The organism is Bogoriella caseilytica, assembly GCF_003752405.1.
In the GTDB taxonomy this organism is placed as follows: domain Bacteria; phylum Actinomycetota; class Actinomycetes; order Actinomycetales; family Actinomycetaceae; genus Allobogoriella; species Allobogoriella caseilytica.
Genome location: NZ_RKHK01000001.1, coordinates 904,070 through 925,920 on the forward strand (window position 1 = coordinate 904,070; position 21,851 = coordinate 925,920).

17 protein-coding genes are annotated in these 21,851 nt (G+C 70.2%); 6 read left to right on the plus strand and 11 right to left on the minus strand.

What is annotated here, in order from left to right; translation table 11 throughout:
• Positions 1-8: 8 nt before the first annotated feature.
• Positions 9-1,097 carry a zinc-dependent metalloprotease gene (locus EDD31_RS04055; protein ID WP_123303020.1) on the minus strand — a complete coding sequence of 363 codons (1,089 nt, stop codon included), beginning with the start codon at positions 1,095-1,097 and terminating at the stop codon, positions 9-11.
• A 66-nt stretch (positions 1,098-1,163) separates the two neighbouring features.
• Positions 1,164-2,654: a D-alanyl-D-alanine carboxypeptidase/D-alanyl-D-alanine endopeptidase gene (gene dacB / locus EDD31_RS04060; protein ID WP_123303021.1), complete on the minus strand. Its 1,491-nt coding sequence runs from the start codon at positions 2,652-2,654 to the stop codon at positions 1,164-1,166.
• Positions 2,655-2,822: 168 nt separating this feature from the next.
• Here dacB and EDD31_RS04065 point away from each other — a divergent pair, with 168 nt between their 5' ends.
• The gene (locus tag EDD31_RS04065) at positions 2,823-3,311 is read left to right on the plus strand and encodes an inorganic diphosphatase (protein ID WP_123303022.1); all 489 of its coding nucleotides are present in this window, start codon (positions 2,823-2,825) and stop codon (positions 3,309-3,311) included.
• A gap of 221 nt (positions 3,312-3,532) precedes the next feature.
• Here the strand turns inward: EDD31_RS04065 and EDD31_RS15065 are convergent, their stop codons facing one another.
• A complete protein-coding gene (locus EDD31_RS15065) occupies positions 3,533-5,056 on the minus strand; it encodes a C40 family peptidase (protein ID WP_123303023.1) in 1,524 nt (507 codons plus the stop codon).
• A 371-nt stretch (positions 5,057-5,427) separates the two neighbouring features.
• Between EDD31_RS15065 and EDD31_RS04075 the strand changes: the two genes are divergently transcribed.
• From EDD31_RS04075 to EDD31_RS04085, 3 genes are all read left to right on the plus strand, one after another.
• Positions 5,428-6,759, plus strand: coding sequence for a bifunctional o-acetylhomoserine/o-acetylserine sulfhydrylase (locus EDD31_RS04075; RefSeq protein WP_123303024.1), 1,332 nt, complete (start codon positions 5,428-5,430; stop codon positions 6,757-6,759).
• 1 nt (position 6,760) lies between these two features.
• Positions 6,761-7,987, plus strand: a complete 1,227-nt coding sequence (gene metX, locus EDD31_RS04080) for a homoserine O-acetyltransferase MetX (RefSeq protein WP_425453686.1) — start codon at positions 6,761-6,763, stop codon at positions 7,985-7,987.
• Positions 7,988-8,195: 208 nt separating this feature from the next.
• The gene (locus tag EDD31_RS04085; RefSeq protein WP_123303026.1) at positions 8,196-9,317 is read left to right on the plus strand and encodes an alpha/beta hydrolase; all 1,122 of its coding nucleotides are present in this window, start codon (positions 8,196-8,198) and stop codon (positions 9,315-9,317) included.
• Here the strand turns inward: EDD31_RS04085 and EDD31_RS04090 are convergent.
• The 6 genes from EDD31_RS04090 to EDD31_RS04115 all read right to left on the minus strand — a co-directional run bounded on the left by EDD31_RS04090 (position 9,314) and on the right by EDD31_RS04115 (position 17,016).
• Complete coding sequence (locus EDD31_RS04090; RefSeq protein ID WP_123303027.1) at positions 9,314-12,244, minus strand: FAD-binding and (Fe-S)-binding domain-containing protein; 2,931 nt, start codon at positions 12,242-12,244, stop codon at positions 9,314-9,316. The two genes, EDD31_RS04085 and EDD31_RS04090, sit on opposite strands and share 4 nt — an antisense overlap.
• Positions 12,245-12,333: 89 nt before the next feature.
• The gene (locus EDD31_RS04095) at positions 12,334-13,320 is read right to left on the minus strand and encodes a trypsin-like serine peptidase (RefSeq protein WP_148058859.1); all 987 of its coding nucleotides are present in this window, start codon (positions 13,318-13,320) and stop codon (positions 12,334-12,336) included.
• Positions 13,321-13,501: 181 nt separating this feature from the next.
• Positions 13,502-14,131, minus strand: a complete 630-nt coding sequence (locus tag EDD31_RS04100; protein WP_245991279.1) for a response regulator transcription factor — start codon at positions 14,129-14,131, stop codon at positions 13,502-13,504.
• Positions 14,125-15,243, minus strand: a complete 1,119-nt coding sequence (locus EDD31_RS14970; protein WP_245990883.1) for a sensor histidine kinase — start codon at positions 15,241-15,243, stop codon at positions 14,125-14,127. The genes EDD31_RS04100 and EDD31_RS14970 overlap by 7 nt, the downstream gene beginning before the upstream one ends.
• Positions 15,244-15,289: 46 nt before the next feature.
• Entirely contained in the window at positions 15,290-16,054 is a 765-nt protein-coding gene (locus EDD31_RS04110) for an ABC transporter permease (RefSeq protein ID WP_123303030.1), read from the minus strand.
• Complete coding sequence (locus EDD31_RS04115) at positions 16,051-17,016, minus strand: ABC transporter ATP-binding protein (protein WP_123303031.1); 966 nt, start codon at positions 17,014-17,016, stop codon at positions 16,051-16,053. Before EDD31_RS04115 ends, EDD31_RS04110 begins: the two co-directional genes overlap by 4 nt.
• 117 nt (positions 17,017-17,133) lie before the next feature.
• On the opposite strand from EDD31_RS04115, the gene EDD31_RS04120 reads away from it, so the two are divergent.
• Entirely contained in the window at positions 17,134-17,742 is a 609-nt protein-coding gene (locus EDD31_RS04120; RefSeq protein ID WP_123303032.1) for a TetR/AcrR family transcriptional regulator, read from the plus strand.
• Here the strand turns inward: EDD31_RS04120 and EDD31_RS04125 are convergent.
• Positions 17,739-20,285: an MMPL family transporter gene (locus EDD31_RS04125; RefSeq protein ID WP_123303033.1), complete on the minus strand. Its 2,547-nt coding sequence runs from the start codon at positions 20,283-20,285 to the stop codon at positions 17,739-17,741. The two genes, EDD31_RS04120 and EDD31_RS04125, sit on opposite strands and share 4 nt — an antisense overlap.
• Positions 20,286-20,557: 272 nt before the next feature.
• The gene (locus tag EDD31_RS04130) at positions 20,558-20,728 is read right to left on the minus strand and encodes a CsbD family protein (RefSeq protein ID WP_123303034.1); all 171 of its coding nucleotides are present in this window, start codon (positions 20,726-20,728) and stop codon (positions 20,558-20,560) included.
• Between the two features lie 243 nt (positions 20,729-20,971).
• Here EDD31_RS04130 and EDD31_RS04135 point away from each other — a divergent pair, with 243 nt between their 5' ends.
• Positions 20,972-21,724 carry a glutamine amidotransferase gene (locus EDD31_RS04135; RefSeq protein ID WP_123305122.1) on the plus strand — a complete coding sequence of 251 codons (753 nt, stop codon included), beginning with the start codon at positions 20,972-20,974 and terminating at the stop codon, positions 21,722-21,724.
• Positions 21,725-21,851 lie beyond the last annotated feature (127 nt).

Genomic DNA, 21,851 nt, shown 5'->3' on the forward strand with positions numbered 1-21,851 from the left:
GGGCCGGGTCAGCCATGCACACGTTGCACCCAGCTCGCCGGGTCGGCGATCTCACCGGCGGTGGGCAACTGCTCGGGGCCGCTCCACACTGCGGCGAGGCCGTCATGGCCCACCTGGTCCACCACGGCACGCACAAAGGCAGCGCCGTCACGGTACTGGGCGAGCTTGGCGTCCATTCCGAGCACTCTGCGCAGGATGTGGTCCAGGCCCGTGGGGGTGTCGCGACGCCGGTCGAAAGCCTTGCGGATGTGCCGCACCGACGGGAGGCGGGCGGGGTCGACGGCGTCCATCACGACGTCGGCGTGCCCTTCGAGCAGGCTCATCACGGCCACGATGCCGGCGAGATCGTCGCGCTGGTCCTCGGTCAGGAAGCTCTCGATCAACGGCCCGCCGCCGGCACCGCGCACCGGGTTGTCGGCGTCGTCCGTGGCCTCTGCGCTGCGCACCAGGGAGGTGACCTGGTCGACCGCGGAGCGGAACGCCTGCTCCAGAGTGGAACTGCCCGCCTGAGCCATGGTTGAGATCAGTGAGCGCATGCGCTCACGCAGGTGGTCCGCCAACCAGGGGGCGGCGGCGAACTGCACCGCGTGGGTCTGCTCGTGCAGGCAGACCCACAGGCGGAAGTCCATGACGTCAAGCTCGAGTTCGCGTTCGACCTTGCGCACGTTCGGGGCGACGAGCAGCAGGCGTTGGGCGAAGGGGTCGTACTGGCCGAGCACCTTGGTGGACAGGATCGCGAGGATGACTCCCATCTCCTCCCCGGCCAGGCGTGCGCCGGCAGGCATGGAGGGCACCGGCATCAGATCACCGATCAGGGAGGCGAACATGGTGGCGTTAGCCTCGGACCACCGGGGCCGGTCGACGACGAAGACCGGCACCTCCTCGGCTTGTGCGGCGGCCTCGTGCAGCCCGGTGATCTCCGCGATGTGGGCAGGCGCCTCCGCAGCGGAGCGGCGCAGCACTTCCACCAGGGCACGCAGATCCGCGGGCGTGCCGGACGGCCCGGGCGGGGCGAGCATGGCGGCTCGCCGGACGGCAGCGTCCCAGTCGACCGGGGTACTCTCGCCGGCCGCCGCTCCCACATTCAGTTCTGTCATGCCGCCACGGTAGCCCGAGACCCCAGGGCTGCGCCCGACGACGGGCGTGTGCTCCTCCCGGCCCGGTCAGCTCTCGTCCGTGGCGTCATCGTTTCCGGAACAACCGCAGGCAGCCACTCCGGCCAGGAAGTCATCCAGCGCGAGACGCCCCTGTCCGGCGGTACCGGGTTCGAGATCACCAAGGATCACCGAGAAGAAGAGCGGGCGCCCATCGGCCGTGGTCACCAGGCCGGTGAGGGAGACGGTCCGGATGAGCGTGCCGGTCTTGGCCCGGATCGCGCCCGCACCCGCTTCCGGGAATCGGCCGGAGAGTGTGCCGTGCAGATGCGCGACCGGCAGCGCGGAGACCAGCCCGGCGAGCTGCGGCTGTTCGCCTGAGAGCTCCAGCAGCCCGACCAGCAGCAGCGGCGGGGCCTCGGATTCCGGGCTCATGCCGGAGCCGTCCGCCATGGTCAGCGATCCGGTGTCGACACCGAGGCCGGCCACCGCCTCAGCGGCCGCGGTCGCCCCGCCCTCGAAGTCGGGGGTGTGCTCACGCTCGATGGCTACCAGACGCAGCAGCACCTCGGCCACCGAGTTGTCCGAGTCGCGCAGCATGTGGCGTACCACCGCGCCGATGGGCGCGGACTCCACGGAGGCCAGCACCTCTGCCTCCGGCGGCGCGGAGGCCCGTGTGGGCCCAGAGACGGCAATGTCGTGCTCGCGGAGCGCCTCTGCGAAGACGCCTGCGGCGTGGGCGGCGGGGTCCTCGCGATGGCCATTGGAGGTGCGGCCGGAGTTCACCGCCAGTGGTTGGACACCCATCACGAACTCGTAGTCCAGCGGATGCCAGTCAGGGTGATGGGTCGGGCCCGTAAAGAGGGTGTCGTCCACAGAGAGGGCAACCTCGGAGATGTCGCGCTCCTGCAGCGCCGTAGCGGTCTGCTCGGCGAGATCGGCCAGGCCCGCCCGGCCGGAGACGGAGTCTGGATTGCCCGCGCCCTCGGCGAGCATGGCATCCCCACCGCCGACCAGAGTGACCGTGCTGCCAGAGAGGACGGTCTCGGTCCGCAGCGTCCGGCCGGCCTCGAAGGTGGCCAGTGCGGCGGCTGCCGTGACCACCTTCAACGAAGACGCGGGGGTGCGGGCGATGCCGGGGTTGTAGGCGGCGACCTCCTCCCCGCTCAGCGCATCGACGAACAACGCTGAGAAGCCGCCGGTACGCCGCCAGTCATCCTCGAAGTCCGCCAGCAGTGCCTCGAACACCGCAGGCTCCGGGATCGGCGCCTGGTCGACCTGTGCGTCCACCACGGTGGCGATGTCCGGGGCGACCGGATCTGCGGGAGGGCGAAGACCGGGGAAAGGTTGCGCGGCTGGCGGCTCCGGCTCCAGGGTCACGAAGCCCGGCACGAGGTCGTGAGCATCGAGCGTGCCGTAACCGGCCACCAGCGCGAGCACTGCCGTCACGGCGACGAACCGGGCCCGCCGAACGCGGCGACGACGAGCCGTGGCCGGTGGTGGCGAGGAGGTGGTAGCGGGCTCAGGGAGTGCCGCGTCCTCACGCTGAGGTTCGCTCACGTGCTCCTCCTGGGAATCAGGCTGCGGGCATGCGCACCGTCGGTGACGTGTCGACTCCTGGGGTGTCCACCCGTCTGAACCCGTACCCTAGCCGGATGAGCCCCACGGCATCGGAGCTCGTGGGCGTGCCAGCAGGGCCCGGTGGGTACGGGACAAGGAAGGGAAGACGTGGAGTTCGACGTCACGATCGAAATCCCCAAGGGGAACCGGAACAAGTACGAGGTCGATCATGAGACCGGGCGGATCCGACTGGACCGGATGCTCTTCACCTCGACCCGCTATCCGGACGACTACGGCTTCATCGAGGAGACACTCGGTGAGGACGGCGACCCCCTGGACGCCCTGGTGCTCCTCGAGGAGCCGACCTTTCCCGGCTGCCTGATCAAGTGCCGTGCGCTCGGCATGTTCCGCATGCGCGACGAAGCCGGTGGCGACGACAAGGTGCTGTGCGTACCCTCAGCCGACCAGCGCGCTTCGTGGCGCACCGACATCGAGGACGTCTCGGAGTTCCACCGCCTGGAGATCCAGCACTTCTTCGAGGTGTACAAGGACCTGGAACCGGGCAAGTCCGTCGAGGGAGCGCACTGGGTGGGCCGCGAGGCCGCCGAGGAGGAGATCCGCCGCTCCTATCAGCGCCTGAAGGACAACGGCCACTGAGCTAGCTCGGCTACGGCCGGGTGTGGGCCCGATGCCGACGCCGCGGCCGAACCGACGCCGCGGCGATTGTGCTCAGTAAACGTCGCTTCGGCACCGATCATCGGCGCCCGAAGCGACGATAGGTGATCACGATCGCCCAGGGAGGGTGGCCCCGACTCGGGTGACACCACGACTAGAGACCCCAGGGTCGCCCCGACTCGGGGGAGGCCCTGGGGTCGACCTCAGACGCCGGGGCGGATGAAGATCGGAGTGCTGGTGAACCAGCTGATCGGGCCCGTGCCGGAGGGCCTGTTCGGGTTCCATGCACCGATGACCTGACCGTTGCCGATGTAGATGGCGGTGTGGCCGGGTGCCCAGACGATGTCGCCGGGGCGTGCCTGGTGTGCGGGAACCTGGATGCCGGCGTAGCGCTGAGCGGCGGAGGACTGCGGGACTCCGTGGATCCCCACGGAGTCATACATGTACTTCACAAAGCTTGAGCAGTCGAAGCCGACGTTCGGGTTCATGCTGCCCCACACGTAGGGAATGCCCGTGTACTGATAGGCAGTCGCCACGATCTGGGCACCACGGCCATGGTCCGGCGGCGCGGTCGGCGGGGCCGGTGTGGGCGGCGGAGCCGGCGCGGGGGGCGGTGTGGGCGTCGGGCTCGGCGACGGGCTGGGTGCCGGAGGAGGCGTCGGCGACGGGCTCGGGCTGGGCGAGGGGTTCGACGGGCTCGGGCTCGGTGACGGGTTCGACGGGCTCGGGCTGGGCGACGGGCTCGGACTCGGTGACGGGTTCGACGGGCTCGGGCTCGGGTTCGATGGCGACGGGCTCGGGCTGGACGGCGTCGGGCTCGGCGAGGTGCCCGGGCTCGGCGCGGAAGGCTGGCTCGATCCGCTCCCGTTGCTGGGCTGGGAGTCACCGGCTGCGGGCGCCTGGGTGTCCGGCTGGCGATCAGCCTCGGCCTGTTCCGCACGCGTCTCACGCTCGCGGCGATCCTCGTCCAAGCGGTCCTGACGTTCACGCTCCAGATCCACCGTGGTGTTCCGGTGCGCAGCGAGCTCAGTGATCAGTTCCTCGCGCTGCGCCAGAGACTCCTGAAGCTGGTTCTCCGTTGACCACGCGGCACTCTCGGCCTCTTCGGCCGCTGCGGCCAAGACCTCCGTGGCCTCCTCCTGCTCGGCGACGGCGACGTCCGCGCGGGCTTGCAAGGTCGAGTGCACCTGCTCCAAGGCTTCGAAGTGCTGGAGTTGGCCGGCGGTGCGCGAGCCCAGTTGCTCCAGCGCGTACTGCCGCGACGCCGCTTCGCCGAAGGACTCCACCGACATGTACGGAGCCAGAGTGGCCAGCGACGCTGAACCCTCGCGGTACATCGCCGCGCCCACGCGGCCCAGTTCGGCGCGCGCGATCTCCACCTCGGCACCGGCGGCGTCGGCGCGCTCTTGCAGGTCCTCGGCATGTTCGATGGCCGCCTCGAGTGCCACCTGGGCATCCGCGTACTCCGCATAGGCCGCTTGAGCGGAGTTCTCGGCCTGCTCGGCGCGGGAGGTCACGCCGGCCAATTCAAGTTCGAGCGCAGCGATGGCCGAGGCCGTGCTCTGTTCCGCCTCGCGTGACTGCTCGATCTCGTCCTCACTCGGCGCAGCAGTGGCCTGAGGCAGGGTCAGCAGGCTGAGGGCGCCGGCAATGGCGAGCGCGCAGGTGGCAGCGATGCCGCGCACCGCGGGGGCGGTACGGGGGGCGCGATAGGAGGGGACTCGCACCGGGGGCCTCCGGAAGAAAGGGATACGGAGTCACGAATCAGTCTCGTGACGTCGTCACACTAGCGGACGATTACCCCTATGGGAACACTGGTCACCTTATTCCCGTTGTTCACATCCGTCCCATCGGCCCCAGAGTTCCACATTTCGAGATTTCCCATCCGGCCTCTGGTGCCCCCGATGCTGCCCGCGTACCGTCCGAGGCATGTTCCGCCGTCGAATGCCCAGCTGACCGGCACGCCCCTGCCGCCGCACCCGGTGCGGCCCGGGCAGCTAGCGCGCCGGCGTTCTTCGACCCCCCTTCAGGAGCGGACACGTGGCAGCCGAGATCGGCGCCCCGCTCCACCCCACCGCCGGACTATGGAGCAGACATCGTGAGCGAACAGCAGAACTGGGCATTCGAGACCCGACAGATTCATGCCGGGCAGGAGCCCGACGCGGCGACCGGCGCACGCGCCCTGCCGATCTACCAGACAACGTCCTTCGTCTTCGAGAACACCAAGCAGGCGGCCGACCGCTTTGCCCTGGCCGAACTCGGGCCGATCTACACCCGGATCACCAACCCCACCCAGGAATCCGTGGAGAACCGCATCGCGGACCTCGACGGCGGCGTCGGCGCGCTGCTCGTGTCCTCCGGCCAAGCCGCAGAGACCTTGGCGATCCTGAACATCGCCGAGGCGGGCGATCACCTCGTGGCGAGTTCCCACCTGTACGGCGGCACCTACAACCTGCTGCAGCACACCTTGAGCAAGTACGGCATCGAGACCACCTTCATCGCGGACCCGAACGACGCGCAGGCCTGGCGCGACGCCGTCCGGCCCAACACCAAGCTGTTCTTCGCGGAGACCATCGCCAACCCCGCCGGTTCGGTGCTCGACATCGCCGCAGTCTCCGGCGTCGCCCATGAGGCCGGGGTGCCGCTCCTGGTGGACAACACCGTGGCCACCCCCTACCTGCTGCGACCGCTCGAGCACGGCGCGGACATCGTGGTCTACTCGGCCACCAAGTACCTCGGCGGGCACGGCACCGCGATCGCGGGCGTGATCGTCGACGGCGGCCGCTTCGACTGGTCCGCAAACCCGGAGCGCTTCCCCAACTACAACACCCCGGACCCGAGCTATCACGGGCTGGTCTTCAAGGATCTCGGCGCTCCGGCCTTCATCCTCAAGGCACGCGTTCAGCTCCTGCGCGACCTCGGCCCGGCCGTCGCCCCCTTCAACGCCTTCCTGATCGCCCAGGGCTTGGAGACGCTCTCCCTGCGACTCGAGCGGCATGTGTCCAATGCCCAGCAGGTGGCCGAGTTCCTAGAGGCCCAGGAGCAGGTCACCTCCGTGGCCTACGCCGGGCTCGCCTCCTCCCCCTGGCATCAACTGGCCCAGAAGTACGTGCCCCGTGGCGCTGGAGCCGTGCTCGCCTTCGAGCTGGCCGGCGGCTACGACGCGGGGATCGCCTTCGTGGATGCCCTCAAGCTGCACTCCCTGGTCGCCAACATCGGCGATGTGCGATCGCTCGTGATCCACCCCGCTTCCACCACGCACTCCCAGCTCGACGCCGAGGGTCTGGCCGCAGCTGGGGTCAGCCCGGGCCTGGTGCGCCTGGCGGTGGGTATCGAGCACATCGACGACATCCTCGATGACCTGCGGGTCGGTCTGGACGCGGCGGCTACCGCCACCGGCGGTGCGACCAAAAGCTCCGAGGCGGCCTGAGGTGAACGACCGCCGCGCCCACCACCAGCACAGTGGGGCGCTTCCCGGCCAGCAGCCGAGCCAGCCAGGCCGGCCGCGCCGTCGGGTGATCGACGTCGACTCCCTTCCCGCCACCGGCGCCTGGCGGCCCGGGGATGACCCCGGCCACCGCAGCTTCGCCGAGATCGGATCCCTGGCATTGGAGGTGGGTGGGCGACTGCCCGCGGTGACGATCGCCTACGAGTCCTGGGGCCGGCTGAACGCCGCGGGCGACAATGCGGTACTGATCCTGCATGCCCTGACCGGTGAGTCCCATGTGGCGTCGCACGGGCCCGAGGATGCGCCGGGATGGTGGGAGCAGCTGGTCGGCCCGGGCAAGGCTATCGACACCAACCGGTACTTCGTGGTGGCGCCGAACGTGCTGGGTGGATGCCAGGGGACGACCGGTCCGGCCTCCCCTGCGCCGAACGGCACGCCGTGGGGCTCACGGTTCCCGCACCTGACCGTGCGCGACCAGGTGGCTGCTGAGCTGGAGCTCACCGACCTGCTCGGCATCGGTCAGTGGGCGGCGGTGATCGGCGCCTCGGTGGGCGGCAACCGCGTGCTCGAGTGGGCGGTGACCGCCCCGGAGCGCGTGCGCGCCATCGCGCCCATCGCCACCGGCGCCCAGACCACCGCGGAACAGGTGGCCTGGGCGCACACGCAGCTGGCCGCCATCGAGCTGGACCCGGGCTGGCGGGGTGGTGACTACTACCAGGCAGCGCCGGGAGAGGGGCCACACCGCGGGCTCGGCCTCGCCCGGTCGATCGCGCACACCACCTACCGCTCCCCCGCGGAGCTGGATGCGCGCTTCGGCCGCTTCCCTCAGGGCGGCGAGGAGCCGCTGCACGGCGGGCGCCTGGCGGTGCAGTCCTACCTCGATCACCATGCGGCGAAGCTGGCTGAGCGCTTCGACGCCGGCTCGTACGTGGCGCTGACCCGCGCGATGATCACTCACGACGTCGGCCGTGATCGCGGCGGGGTGGAGGCCGCGCTCGCGCAGATCACCGCCGAGGCGCTCGTGCTCGCGGTGGACTCCGACCGGCTGTTCTACCCGGAGGAGTCTGAGCGCATCGCACGCGCGATCCCTGGCGCCGGACCGGTGGGGACCGTGCGCTCGCCCTACGGTCATGACGGGTTCCTCATCGAGTGCCAGCAGGTGGAGGCACTGCTCGGCCGATTCCTCCGCGCGGTCTCCCCTCAGCGCTAGCCGCTCCCGCAGAGCCAGCACCGGGGGCCCGCCACCCCGGCGCGATTGTGCTCACTAGATGTCGCTCTGGGCGCCCCGGCGTGCATCTATTCCGACGTTTGGCGCGCACAATCGCGGAGAGCGCGGGCGCGCACAATCGCGGAGAGGGCGGTGCGGCTGGCGGCCGGCGGAGGGGGCGAGGGCCGGGCATTCGTAGCATCATGGAGAGATGACGCCTTCGGCACCCTCGGCTCCTTCTGCGCCCTCGGCACCAACCACCACCAGCCCCGAGGCTGCCGACATCCCGCTGCCGGAGCCGGTTCCGGCCGGGCGCTGGTCGCCCGATGTGCTCGGCGCGGGCTTCGAGGCCCAGACCCTGCCTCTGCTCGCCGACGATGAGGGCCCCGTCGACGCCACCGTGGTCCGTCACCGGCCGGCCGATGACCCTCAGGCCTTCCGGGACACCCCGAGCTCACCCGGCTCCTTCGCCGTGCTCTACCTGCACGGTTGGAACGACTACTTCTACCAGGCCGATATCGCCCGGCGCTTCTCCCAGCTCGGCGGGGCCTTCTACGCGCTCGATCTGCGCAAGTACGGCCGATCCCTGCGCGCCCACCAGACGCGCGGCTACATGGAGTCGCTGCACACCTACGACGAGGATCTCCACGCCGCACTGCGCCTCATCCGCAGCGAGCATGGCCGGAACATCCCCCTGGTCCTGGGCGGCCATTCCACAGGTGGGCTCACGGCCGCGCTCTGGGCGCACCGCCACCCCGGGGCCCTGGCCGGGCTGATACTGAACTCTCCGTGGCTGGAGCTCCAGGGCTCAGCGATCATGCGCGGCCTGGCCCAACCGGTCACCAGCGGGTTGGCCAAGGCCCAGCCCAAGACGGCGCTTCCGGTGGGTGGCGGCTCGCATTATCAGCGCACCCTCACCGGCTGGGATGAAGAGCAGGGCCCACGCCCGGAAGGCCCTGACGACGATCCCTTCATCGTCGGGTGGAACCCCGATCCGGCCTGGCGGCTGGAGCGCGCCATCGTGCGGGCCGGCTGGCTCCGCGCCGTCTTGGACGGCCATGCCCAGGTTGCCGATGGCCTGGAGATCACCTGCCCGGTGCTGGTGATGACCTCGGGCCGTACCGTGCTGACTCCTAAGTGGTCGCCCGAGATGCGTGAGAGCGATGTGGTGCTGGACGTCGAGCAGATGCGCCGCCGCGCCCTCCAGCTCGGCCCGCACCTGACGCTGCTGCGCCTCGATGGCGCCGTGCACGATGTGATGCTCTCCGCCAAACCGGTGCGCGACCGCGCGCACGCCGAACTCGCTCGTTGGGTGCGCACCTACGTGCGCTAGTCGCGCAGCAGCAGTTCGGCCAGGGTCACGCCGCGGCGCCCGGCCAGTTGCTCGGCCTGGGTGCGGCAGGAGAAGCCGTCGGCCAGGTACACCGACTCCAGCCCAGCCCCCGCCAGCGCCGGGAGGAGGCTGTTCTCGGCCACGGCCACCGAGGTCTCGTAGTGGCCGGCCTCCATGCCGAAGTTCCCGGCCAGACCGCAGCAGCCGGCCAGTCGCTGCACGCTCGCACCCGCACGGGTCAACAGCGCTTCGTCGGCGTCCCAGCCCATCACGGCATGGTGATGACAGTGCGGCTGAGCCACGACCTCCACGCCCTCGAGCGACGGCGGCTGCCAGTCCTCCCTGGGCCCCTGCGGCGCCGGCGCGGTGAGGAGCTCGGCGAGGGTGCGGACCGATCCCGCCACCTCACGCGAACGCGGATCGTCGGGCAGGAGCTCCACGAGGTCGGAGCGTAGAGCCGCAGTACACGAGGGCTCGACGCCGATGATCGGCACGCCCTCGGCGGCGAGGGGCCCGAGCACATCGAGCAGGGTCCGCAGCCGTGCGCGGGCACCATCGAGTTGGCCGGTCGTCGTCCAGGTCAGCCCGCAGCAGACCGGCTGGTCTGGCAGGACGACGTCGTAGCCGGCCTCACGCAGCACGGCCAGGGTGGCACGGGCGCCGTTGCCATCAAGGGTCTCGGAGAAGGAGTCGGCCCAGAGCACCACGCGCCGGTGGCCGGGGCGGTCCGCCGCCATGGCACCGGTCGCCTCACCCCTCGCTGCCGGTCCGTCGCCCTGGCGCCCGGCGCGCTCACCCTGCGGGCTGCGGGCCCAGGAACTGAACCGCTGTTCGGCGAAGCGCACCATCTGCCGCCGGGTATCCATCCCGCCGGCACGCATGATCAGCTTCGTGAGGGGCCGCAGGCGGGCCGCGGTGTTGACCAGGCGCGCCAAGCCCGGCACCCGGGTCACCAGCCCGGACCACCGGGGCAGCTGCCCGAGCAGGTAGTGGGTGCGCGGGCGGACCTTGCCCTGGTACTTGCGGTAGAGCACCTCGGACTTGTAGCTCGCCACGTCGGTGCCGGTGGGGCAGTCCGAGGCACAGGCCTTGCAGGACAGGCACAGGTCGAGGGAGGCGGCCAGACCCGGATCGTCGAAGCCGCGCACCAGATCGGGCCCACCGGCGCTGGGTGAGCGCGTCAGTTCCTGCAGCACGCGGGCGCGGCCGCGGGTGACGTCCTTCTCATCCTTGGTGGCCAGGTAGCTGGGGCACATGAATCCGCCGGCCTCGGAGGTGTCCGCCCGGCACTTGCCCACGCCGGTGCAGCGGTGCACGGCCGTGGTGAAGTCGCCGCCGTCCTCGAGGAAGGCGAAACCGCGCTGGTCGTTCAGCGAGCGAGCGAAGGGCCGGCGCAGATCCACATCCAAGGCCATCGGATTGACCAGTACGCCGGGATTGAGGTGGTTCTCCGGATCGAAGAGCCGCTTGACCTGACCGAAGAGCTCGATGGTCTCGGGCAGGAACATCTTCGGCAGCAGCTCCGAGCGCTGCCGGCCATCGCCGTGCTCACCAGACAGGGAGCCGCCGTAGCCGGCCACCAGATCGGCGGCGGCCTCGAGGAACTCCCGCGACGGAGAGATCCCCTCGGGAGTGTCCAGGGGTAGGTCCAGGCGCACGTGCACGCAGCCGTCGCCGAAATGCCCGTACAGCAGCCCGTCCACTCCGCGCTGGTCCATGAGGTCCTGGAAGTCGCGCAGGTAGTCCCCCAGGCGTTCCGGGGGCACCGCGGCGTCCTCCCACCCGGGCCAGGCGGGGGCGTTCGATGGGGTGCGCCCGCCCAGGCCGGCGCCGTCGGCACGGATCCGCCAGAGCGCGTCGGCCTGCGGGCCCGGCGCCAGGATGGTGCGGGCCTCGGTCTGGCCCGCCGCGGCCAGCTGCTCGGCGCGAGCCAGCACGTCCTCGGCGTCCTCGCCCTCACGCGGGCCGAGTTCGATCATCAGCCAACCGCCGCCCGCGGGCAGCGGCGGGATCGCGGCGTCGCCCTTGTGCCGGCGCACCACGTCCACGAGCTTGGCGTCCAGGCCCTCGATCGCCAGCGGGTCGAAATCCAGCAGGGCCGGCACGGCGTCGGCGGCCGTGGCCATGTCCGGATATCCCAGGGCGACGAGCACCGGCTTGGTGGCCAGCGGCACCAGGTCCACCTCAGCTTCGAGCACGGTGACAAGCGTGCCTTCGGTGCCCACCAGCATGCGGGCGAGGTGTGAGCCGTTCTCCGGGAGCAGATGTTCCATGGAGTAGCCCGAGACCTGACGCTTGAAGCGACCGAGGTCGGTGCGGATGGTGGCGAGATGGGCGCGGACCAGCTCCTCCAGGCCCGGGACGGCCGCGAGTGCGCCCGATCCTGACCCGGCCTGCCATCGCCGTCCGAGGCCGTCGACGACGTCTAGTCGGCGGGTGTTGTCGGCGGTGCGGCCGTAGGACAGCGCGTGCGGGCCGCAGGCGTTGTTCCCGATCATGCCGCCGATGGTGGCGCGGTTCTGGGAGGACGGATCCGGGCCGAAGCGCAGCCCGTGCGGTTTCGCGACCGCCTGGAGGCTGCTTTCGACGACGCCGGGCTGGACGACGGCGGTGCGGGCCTCCGGGTCCAGCGAGAGCACGCGGTTCATGTGCACGGAGAAGTCGAGCACCATGCCCGGGCCGATGGAGTTCCCCGCAGTGGACGTACCGCCGCCGCGGGCGGTCACCGGGGTGCCGGTGCGCCGCGCGACGTCCAGGGCGGCGAGGACGTCATCGGCGTCGCGCGGAGCGACCACCACCTGAGGCGCCACCCGGTAGTTCGAGGCGTCAGTGGAGTACTCCGCGCGACGCCGCGGCGAGGCGTCAACCTCGCCGGAGACGGCGGTGCGCAGTTCAGCGATGACGTCCTCAGCGCTCAGGGTGGTCACCCGCGCAGTTTCGCATGCTCATCGCGATGACTGCGGGGTGATCTCACCGAGGGCAGCTGCGGCCGCACCGTCAAGCTCCTGGCTGGAACCTACTCCTGCGCGGCTGCGTACACCGCCTCGGCGACCTCTCCCCAGTAGGGGCCGAACATGACGTCCGGCAGGGCGTGGTACCCGAAGGAGTTCACGGAGTTCTGCACCCCGGTGGGCCCGGAGCCGAGTAGCCACGGGCCCCCGGAGGAACCGCCGGTCATGTCGCAGGGGATCCCGATGGACTGGGTGCCGCCGAAGGTGTCGTTCTGAGCCACTCCGGCACAGGTCTCGAGCGTCTCACCATCAAAGGGGAAGCCCGCCGGGTAGCCGTAGGCGGTGTAGCTCTGTCCGCGGGGCTGGTTGAAGGCCACTCCCGAGGCCCCCACAGCCTCGGTGAGGCTGGCGCCATCGGAGCTGCTGACCACCGCGAAGCCGATGTCGTAGTTGATGTCCTCCTGCTGGCTCCATGCGCTGGCGGTGATCAGATCCACGGCAGGCCATTGGCCGTAGGGAGCCTGCCCGTTGTCGTAAGCGGGCACGAAGATGAAGTCACTGGCGAAGGTTCCGGCGCCGTCGTTCAGGCAGTGGCCCGCCGTGGCGACGGTGGCGTCGTTGTCGGAGACGACCGAGTTGGCTGAGCAGACGTAGTCCACGCCGGCGATGGTGAAGAAGACCTTGCCGATGTGCGACACCGGCGTCTCCGAGGCGATGCCGGCATCCAGCGCGGCCTCTTCGAGCAGCTCGGCCCGCACCTCGGGCTCTGCCGTCTCGCCGAGGATCACCAGCGGGTCTCCCACTGCCACCTCAGTGGTCACCTGGCCGCCGGTCTCGGGCAGATCACGGGGGACGGCGGCTTCCATCCGCTCCGCGCTCCACGACTGGGAGGCGGCAGCGGACAACGGGGTCGCAATGGTGTGGCGATCGACGACGGGTACCTCGGCGACGCGTTCCTGAGCGGCGACTGCCTGGCTGCCCATCAGGAGCGTGGCGGCCGCTGCGGCGACACCGGCGGTGATCCGCACGCGGCGTGGTGATGATGTGGTCATGAAGTCCCCCTGACTTCTTTCCCGGAGCGACCCCGCGAGGTCCGCAGGGCCGCCTGAATGGTCCGGCGCGGCATTGCGCCATGTCTGCCTCCCGGCCTCATGAGTGACCGAGGGGCCTCACTAAAATGTCACATATTGATAACGGAGGGAAGAGGTCGGAGCAGCGTGCGCTGATCGGGAACTACATCCAGCCGTGTCGCTGGGCAGCCCGCGCCGCCTCGATCCGATTCGCGGTCGCGGTCTTGGCGATAGCCGAGGAGAGGTAGTTGCGCACGGTGCCCTGGGAGAGGTGCACCGCTGCGGCGATCTCGGCCACGGGAGCTCCGCGGAGCGCCACACGCAGGATCTCCTGTTCCCGGGCGGTGAGGGGGTTGGCGCCCCCGGCGAGCGACTCGGTGGCGAGCACCGGATCCACCACGTGCTGGCCGGCGTGGACCTTGCGCACGGCTTCGGCCAGTTCGGCGGCCGGGGTGTCCTTGACCACGAAGCCGGCGGCGCCGGACTCCATGGCGCGGCGGAGGTAGCCGGGCCGGCCGAAGGTGGTCACGATCAGCGAACGCACCTGCGGTTCCTCCCGAGCGAGCAGGGCCGCGACGTCGATTCCGTCGCTCACGCCGGCGAAGGCCCCGGGCATCTCGATGTCGAGCAGGCACACATCGGGGCGATGGGCACGTACCGCGGGCAGTACCTCGTCGTGACGGCCGGCCTCGGCGACCACCTCAAGATCCGGTTCGAGGTTCAGCAGCGCGGCCAATCCCCCGCGCACCAGCGCCTGGTCGTCGGCGATGAGGAGCCGGATGGCGTTCACCAGCTGACCTCCAATCGGGTTCCCGGGAACTCCGGGTCGTGGGGGTCGGCGGCTGTGATGCTCACCTGGCCACCGGCGCCCACCACACGTTCGCGTACGCCCCGCAGTCCTGTGGAATCGGCGTCTCCGGGCCCGCAACCGACGCCGTTGTCGGAGACGACCATGCCCTCGGGGTGGAAGACCACCTGGCATCGGTTCGCCTGGGAGTGGCGCAGCACGTTGGTCACGGCCTCGCGCAGCACCCAGGCCAGCACCAACCGCCGGCGCGGGTCGACGGCGTCGGGCCCCTCCGGCAGCTGCGCCTCGATCCCCGCTCCGCGCAGTGCCAGCCGGGCGCTGTCCAGCTCATCGGACAGGCGCACCACTCGCAGACCGGCCACCGTGGCTCGCACCTCGCCGAGCGCCTCGCGGGTGAGCGCCCGCAACTGGGCCAGTTCGGCCTTGGCGGCTTCGGGATCACTGTCCACGAGGCGCTCGGCGAGCTCAGCGCGCACCGTCACCACCGTCAGGCTGTGACCCAGCACATCGTGCACATCGCGGGCCACCCGCTCCCGTTCGGCGATGACGTTGCGATCGTTGACCACCTGATCGTGCTGTTCCTGCCGGTTCCCGATGACGACGATCAGGGTGAGGAAAGCCCCGGTCAGCACGTTGATCACGATGTAGAACCACCACCGGCCCGGATCGCCTGAGGCGAGCACCAGGGCGGTGGTGACCAGCAGCCAGGTCCCGGCGAGGACAAAGGCCGCCCGGGTGGGTTTGAGAAACAGCGAGAAGGCGATCAGGTAGTTCGTCATGCCGGCGGCCTCCATCCCCACCAGCGCGTAGGTCAGGGCGAACAGCACGACCAGCCCGGCGAGGATCATCCGATCGACGCGGCGTGAGGTGGGAGTGTCTGCCAGAGCGCGGGAGAAGCCCGCGACGTAGAGCACGGCGAAGACCGCCACCAGCGCGATGCCGGTCCAGCGTGGAAGGGGGTGGTCAAGCTCCCAGGCCCCGAGGAGGGGGAAGACCAGGAACACCAGCCACACCACACCCATGAGCCAGCCGAACTTGTCCCACGGCGAGGCGGGGATCCGCTGCTCCTCGGTCGGAGCGGGTGCTGACGGGGTCACGGTCCCATCTTCTCCTGTGCGTGTCGGGCGTGTCGGGCGGCCGGCGCTACTGGCGCCTGCGGCCGCGGCGCACCAGCAGCACGCACGCCACGGCGAAGACGAGGGTCCAGGCCCCCAGGTTGACCAGGGGGACCCACAAGGGCTCGAACTCGGGCGGACCGGTGGCGTCGACGCTCACGAGCGCGCCCTCGGTGATGGGCCGGCGCGCGAGCTGGGCGAAGCCGTACAAGGGGGTGAACTTGGCGATGGTCAACATGACTCCCGAGAGCGGGAAGAACAGATTGCCCAGGAAGGCCAGGATCACCAGCGAGCCGCTCGCCGCACCCACGGCGGCCTCGGAGCGGAAGATCAGGCCCACCGCCAGGCCGTACAGCGAGAACACCCCGGCGCCCGCCACCACGATCAGGGCGGAGAACACCCAGGCCCCCGCGGTGCCCTCGGCGCCGGTGAGATAGCCGAGCAGGTAGATCAAACTGATGGGAATCAGAGCGATCACCAGGGCGACCGTCGACTTCGCCGCCACGTAGCCGCCGTCGCGCATGGGGGTCAGGCCCAGCTGGCGGCCCCAGCCCTGCATGCGTTCCACGGCCGCGGCGCCGCCCACTCCGGTGGTGGTGATCACGGCACCGTAGGCAGCCATCGAGGCCATCACATACAGGGTCACATTGCCGTTTCCGGCTGAGTCGTCGGAGTAGTCCTGGACTGAGCCGAAGATCAGGAAGAGCAGGGCCGGGAGCACGGCGATGAAGAACATCGAGGTGAGGTCGCGGCTGACCCGCTTGAGTTCGATCACGGTGTACGTGAGGTTCATCGCGAGGCCTCCCCGGCCGGGATCTGCGAGACGGTGCCAGCGCCAGGCGCTGAGGTCAGGGTGGTGAAGGCGTCATCGAGCGATCCGGTGGTGATCTCCAGATCGCTGCCGCCGAGCTCACCCAGGAGGGCACGCGCCACGGCATCGGAATCGGCGGCGTGGACTCGTACGCGCGGGCCCTCTTCATGGACGGCGGAGACGCCGTCGAGGCTGCGGAGCCGCCGCAGGCCGGTGGCGCGATGGGGACCGTCCAGCCGGGCAGTGACAGTGCGCCCGGTAGCGCGCGCACGGATCTGCGCCGTGCTGCCATCCGCCACGATCCGTCCGCCGGCGATCATGATGATGCGCTCGGCGAACGTGTCCGCCTCCTCGAGGTAGTGCGTGGCGAAGACGACGGTCCGGCCGTTGTCGGCATCGGCGCGCATGGTGTCCCAGAACTGTCGCCGCGTGGAGACGTCCATGCCGGCGGTGGGTTCATCGAGGATGAGGAGATCCGGATCGGGAAGCAGCGCCAGGGCGAAACGCAGTCGCTGCTGCTCGCCACCGGAGAGCTTGGAGACCTTGCGCTTCTCCATACCCTCTAGGTCCGCTCGGCGGATGACCTCCGCGACTCGGGCGTGGTTCCGGAAAGTCGAGGCGATCATGGTCACGGTCTCGCCGACGGAGAGGTCGCGGAGCAGGCCACCGGACTGCAGCACGCCCGAGACCCGGCCGGTCAGGACGGCCTCGCGCGGCGACAGTCCGTGCACCCTGGCGGTGCCTGCACTCGGTGCGGTCAAGCCGAGGACCATGTCAAGGGTGGTGGTCTTGCCAGCACCGTTCGGCCCGAGGAAGGCCACCACCTCTCCGCGGCCGATGGACAGGTCCACGCCGTCGACCGCGCGTACCCGATGGCTGCCGCGGCCGAACTCCTTGACGACGCCGTCAAGGTGGACGGCCTCGCTCGCTGATGTACTGATCATGCATCCAGCCTGTCGTCACGGCGGCCGCGGCCACGATCCCCCGCGGTCACCACCTGGGTATGACAGCTGTCATGCGACTCGTGCGTGCCGGGCTCCCCTGCCTCCTAGACTGACTGAATGAGCGATGTCGCTGGAGATGAGGCACCCCGGCGGGGGCGTCCCCGCAGCGAAGCCTCCCACCGCGCCGTGCTGGTCGCGGCCGCGCGGCTCCTCGAAGAGGTGCCCTTCGAGGACATCACCGTCGAGGGCATCGCGGCCGCAGCGGGCGTGGGCAAACAGACCATCTACCGCTGGTGGGACAACAAGTCGGCCGTCATCCTCGAGGCCTTTCTCTCGGGAGACGTCAAGAGCCAGTTCACCTCGGTGCCCCACACCGGAGATCTGCGCGCAGATCTCTACGACTGGATGGCCGAAGCCCTCCGGATCGGCTTCACCGAGAGCGCCTTGGCCATGGCCCGTTCACTCCTGTCCGCGCTGCTCCACTCCGGGGACGGCGCCAAGGAAATGCTGGATGACTACCGCGTCTGGGACCAGGACGCGCTGACCGAGCGCATCCGCGCCGAGCTGGCAACCGGCTCGGTGCACCCCGACACCGACCCCCGGGCCGCCGCCGCCGCCCTGATCGACCCGGTGATCCTCCGGATCATCGCCGGCGGCGAGCCGGATCAGGAATGGGGCCGCGCCCTGGTGCGCACCGTGCTCGAGGGCATCGAGCCCCGCAACTAGCCGCGCTCGAGCCTGGCGCCCTCCACATCGACGTCGGGCAGAAGCTTGTCGAGCCACGAGGGCAGCCACCAGGCGGCCGGACCGACCAGGTGCAGCAAGGCCGGCACGAGCACGAGCCGCACCACGAAGGCGTCCAGCAGGACCCCAAGCGCCAGGGCCAGCCCGATGGAGGACACCATCGGATCGCCGGCGAAGATGAACCCGCCGAAGACCGAAGCCATGATCAGCGCGGCCGCGGTGACCACCGCCCGGCCGGCGTGCAAGCCCTGGCGCACCGCGAGCCGCGGCGCGGAGCCGTGGGCATAGGCCTCACGCATGCCGGAGGCGGTGAAGAGCTGGTAGTCCATCGCCAGCCCGAAGAGGATTCCGACCATCACGATGGGCAGGAAGCTCAGCACGGGGCCGGGTTCGGTCACCCCGAAGAGGCCGCTGAGCCATCCCCACTGGAAAACTGCGACCACGCCACCGAGCGCGGCGGCGAAGGAGAGCACGAAGCCCGCGGTGGCGATCAATGGCAACACCAGGGAGCGGAACACCATGGTCATCAGCACCAGCGACAAGCCGATGACCACCACCAGATAGAGCGGGAAGGCGTCACCCACGAAGTCGGAGATGTCGATGTTCGCCGCCGTCAGGCCGGCGACGGACAGTTCCACCCCGCTGAACTCGGCGCCGGTGAGCATCTCGCCGCCGCGCAACTCGTGGACGAGCGCCTCCACCGCTTCGCTCGCCGGCCCCTCCTCCGGGACGAGCTGGAAGACGGCGACGTCGAAGTCCTCGTTCAGGCCGACCGGCACCGCGGCGGCGACGTCGTCATGCGTCGCGAGCTCGCGCGCCACCTCGATCTGCAGATCGGTGGCCCCACCCTCGTCCAGACCGGGCTCGAGATCGGCCACGACGAGCAACGGCCCGTTCATGCCCTGGCCGAAGGCCTCGTCGATCGCGGCGTAGGCCTGGTAGGAGCTGGAGTCCTCCGACTGGGAACTGGCATCGGGCAGGCCCAGGCGTAGCGAGAAGGTGGGGATGGCCATCGCGGCGAGCAGCACGACGGCACCCAGGGCCATGCCGGCCGCCTTGAGGTTGCCCATCGGCGTGGTGATCTTCTCTTCGGCGCGGTGGCCGGCCGCCTGGGCCGATGCGGCCTCGGCGCGCTCGGAACGGCGCAGGATGCGCTCACCGACCAGACTCAGCAGCGCCGGCGTCATGGTGACCGCCATCAGCACCGCGATCGCCACGCAGATCGCGCCGACGGTGCCCATCAGGCCCAGGAAGGGCAGTCCGGTGAGGTTGAGCGCCACGAGGGCGATCACCACAGTGGCTCCCGCGAAGACCACCGCATTGCCGGAGGTGCCGTTGGCCAGCGCGATGGACTCGGTCACGCCCATGCCCGCGCGCAGCTGCTTGCGGTGCCGGTACAGGATGAAGAGCGCGTAGTCGATGCCGACCGCCAGACCGAGCATCAGGCCGAGGATGGGCGTCATCGCCATCATCTCGACGGCACCGGAGAAGGCGAGCGCGCCGGTCACGCCGATCCCTACGCCCACCAGGGCGTTCACCAGTGGCAGGCCGGCGCCGATCAGGGTGCCGAGCATGATGATCAGCACCGCCGCGGCCACCGCCAGGCCGATGACCTCCCCCACAGAGAACAAGTGGAACGCCTCGGCGCTGAGCTCGGACGAGGGCAGGATGTCCACGCCGTCGATCGAGGCCTCGGCAAAGACATCCCCGACCGTGCCGATCTGTTCCGCGCCCATCGCTTCCAGCGGCTCGGAGAAGCTCACCATCATCACGGCCGTGGTGCCGTCCTCGGACACGAGCCGCAACTCCTCCGACAGCTCCAGCATCGCCGCACCGCGATCGAGCTCGGCTTCGGCGCCGGCGAGCTCCTCGGTGCCCTCGTCGAGTGCAGCGTCGCTCTCCTCGATCTCCGTCCGAGCGCTCTCGAGCTCCTCCCGGCCGGCGTCGAGTTGTTCTTGCTCCGGTGCGAGTGCCGGTTCGACCAGCTCCAGCGTGCCCGCCTCCTCGGCCGCCTCGCGCTGCGCGTCGATCTCAGCCTGTGCGGCGTCGAGCACCGCCTCCTGCTCCTCGAGTGCGGCGCGCCCGGCCTGCAGCGCCTCGCGCCCCTCCTCGATCTCGGCCCAGCCCTCGCTGATCTCCGCGCGGGCAGCGTCGAGTTCCTCGGCGGCGTCGTCCATCTCCTGCTGCGCCACGAAGGGGTCGGAGACGGTGTCGACGTCGTCGAGGTTTTCCGCACGCTCGGCGAGCTCAGCGATCTCCTCGCGCTGTGCGGCAGTGAAGGTCGAGTCGTCCAGCGTGCGGAACACCACGGTCGTGGTGCCGCCGGAGGCGCCGGGCAGTTCCTCGGCGAGACGGTCCGCCACCGCGGTGGTGGGCATATCCGGCACGGTGATCTGGTCGCTCAACTGACCGCCGAAGGCCGCGAAGGAGCCCACGGCGATGACCAGCAGGGCCAGCCAGGCGGTGATGACGGTCTTGGCGCGCCGGGCGGCCAGCAGACCGAGGCGATGGAGGAGAGAGGCCACGGGAACTCCAGTATCGAGGGAGAGGATGCGTTCTTATATTCGAAACGGTCCGTCTCGTATTGGTGTTCCACGGTGAGGTGTGACCTCAGACACTCAGACCTTCGGGCGGGGCCGGGCGTGGAGCACCCGGGTGGTCCAGTCCGGGAGGTGCCGGGCCCGATGGCACGGCCCAGGTGGTGCCGGGCGGCGCCTGGCTGCAGCGATGCCCGGACACACAACAGCGCCCCCGCGATGTCTCGCGGGGGCGCTGACGATCGTGCGAAAAGCTCAGCTCACTTGAAGACGTCCTTGACCTTCTCGCCGGCCTGCTTCAGTGCACCCTCGGACTGGTCGGCCTTGCCCTCGGCCTGCATCTGCTCATTGCCGATGGCGTCGCCGACGCCTTCCTTGAGCTTGCCCTTGTTCTCCTGCGCGCTGTTGCGCGCCTTGTCGTCGGTCCCCATAACGACCTCCTCTTGGTCGGGATCACGTACCTCACGACCGTAGACACTCGACCCCCACCTCGCATCCGCTGGCAGCGCCCGGGCCGCGCGCCCCGGGCCAGCCGCTGCGATGCTGGCTCTGGGCCGGCGGTCACGGCGCCAGCTGGGGGCGGTGTCGGTTGTCGCGAGGTCAACGCGTCCGCCATCTGGGACGAGCGGCCTGTCCTGCCAGCGCTGACGCGGGCGATGGCGTTCACTGGTCTCATGCGCAAGCCGTTCCTGCTCCTGGCCTCCCGTGCCGAGGACCACGTCGCAGATGAGGAGTACTCCTCACTGCTGCGGCTGGGTGACCTCGCGGAGAGCGAGCTGGTGCGCATGCGGATGGAGGCCGGTCCGCTCCCCGCGCTCGACCTCGACGACTACGCCGGCGTCATCCTCGGCGGCAGCCCCTTCACCGTCTCGGTGCCGTGGGAGGACAAGACCGCGCTGCAGCGCCGGGTCGAGCTGGAGCTGAGCGGGATCCTGCGCGAGATCCGCGCGAAGGACCTCCCTTTCCTCGGGCTCTGCTACGGCGTGGGCGCGCTCACCCGTAGCGCCGGCGGCGTCGTCGACAGTGTGTATGGCGAGGAGCCCGGCGCCGTGCAGGTCGAGCTCACCGAGGCTGGTCAGCACGATCCACTGCTGCGAGAGGTCGCGCCCCGCTTCACCGCCTTCGTGGGGCACAAGGAGGCCTGCTCCGTGCTGCCGCCAGGCGCGGAACTGCTCGCCACCTCCACCGATTGCCCGGTGCAGATGTACCGGCTGGGCGCGCACATCTACGTCACGCAGTTCCACCCCGAGCTGGATCGCGCCTCGATCATCACCCGGTTGCAGGCGTACCGCGGCCAGGGCTACTTCCGTGAGGAAGAGCTCGACCGGATCATCGCGGCTGTGGCCACCGCCGACGTCGAGTCCTCACACGCCGTGCTGCACGCTTTTGTGCAGCGCTACCGCGAACGCCCCGCCGCTGCCGCCTGAGCTGCGCCCCGGCTCGCCTCTGCCCCGGGGCATCCGGACCCCCGGCTCTCCCTGCCCCCGGGGCCCAGGGCCCCGGGCCCCGGGCCCCGGGCCCCGGGCCGATTGTGGTCAATTCGAGCCGCTATCC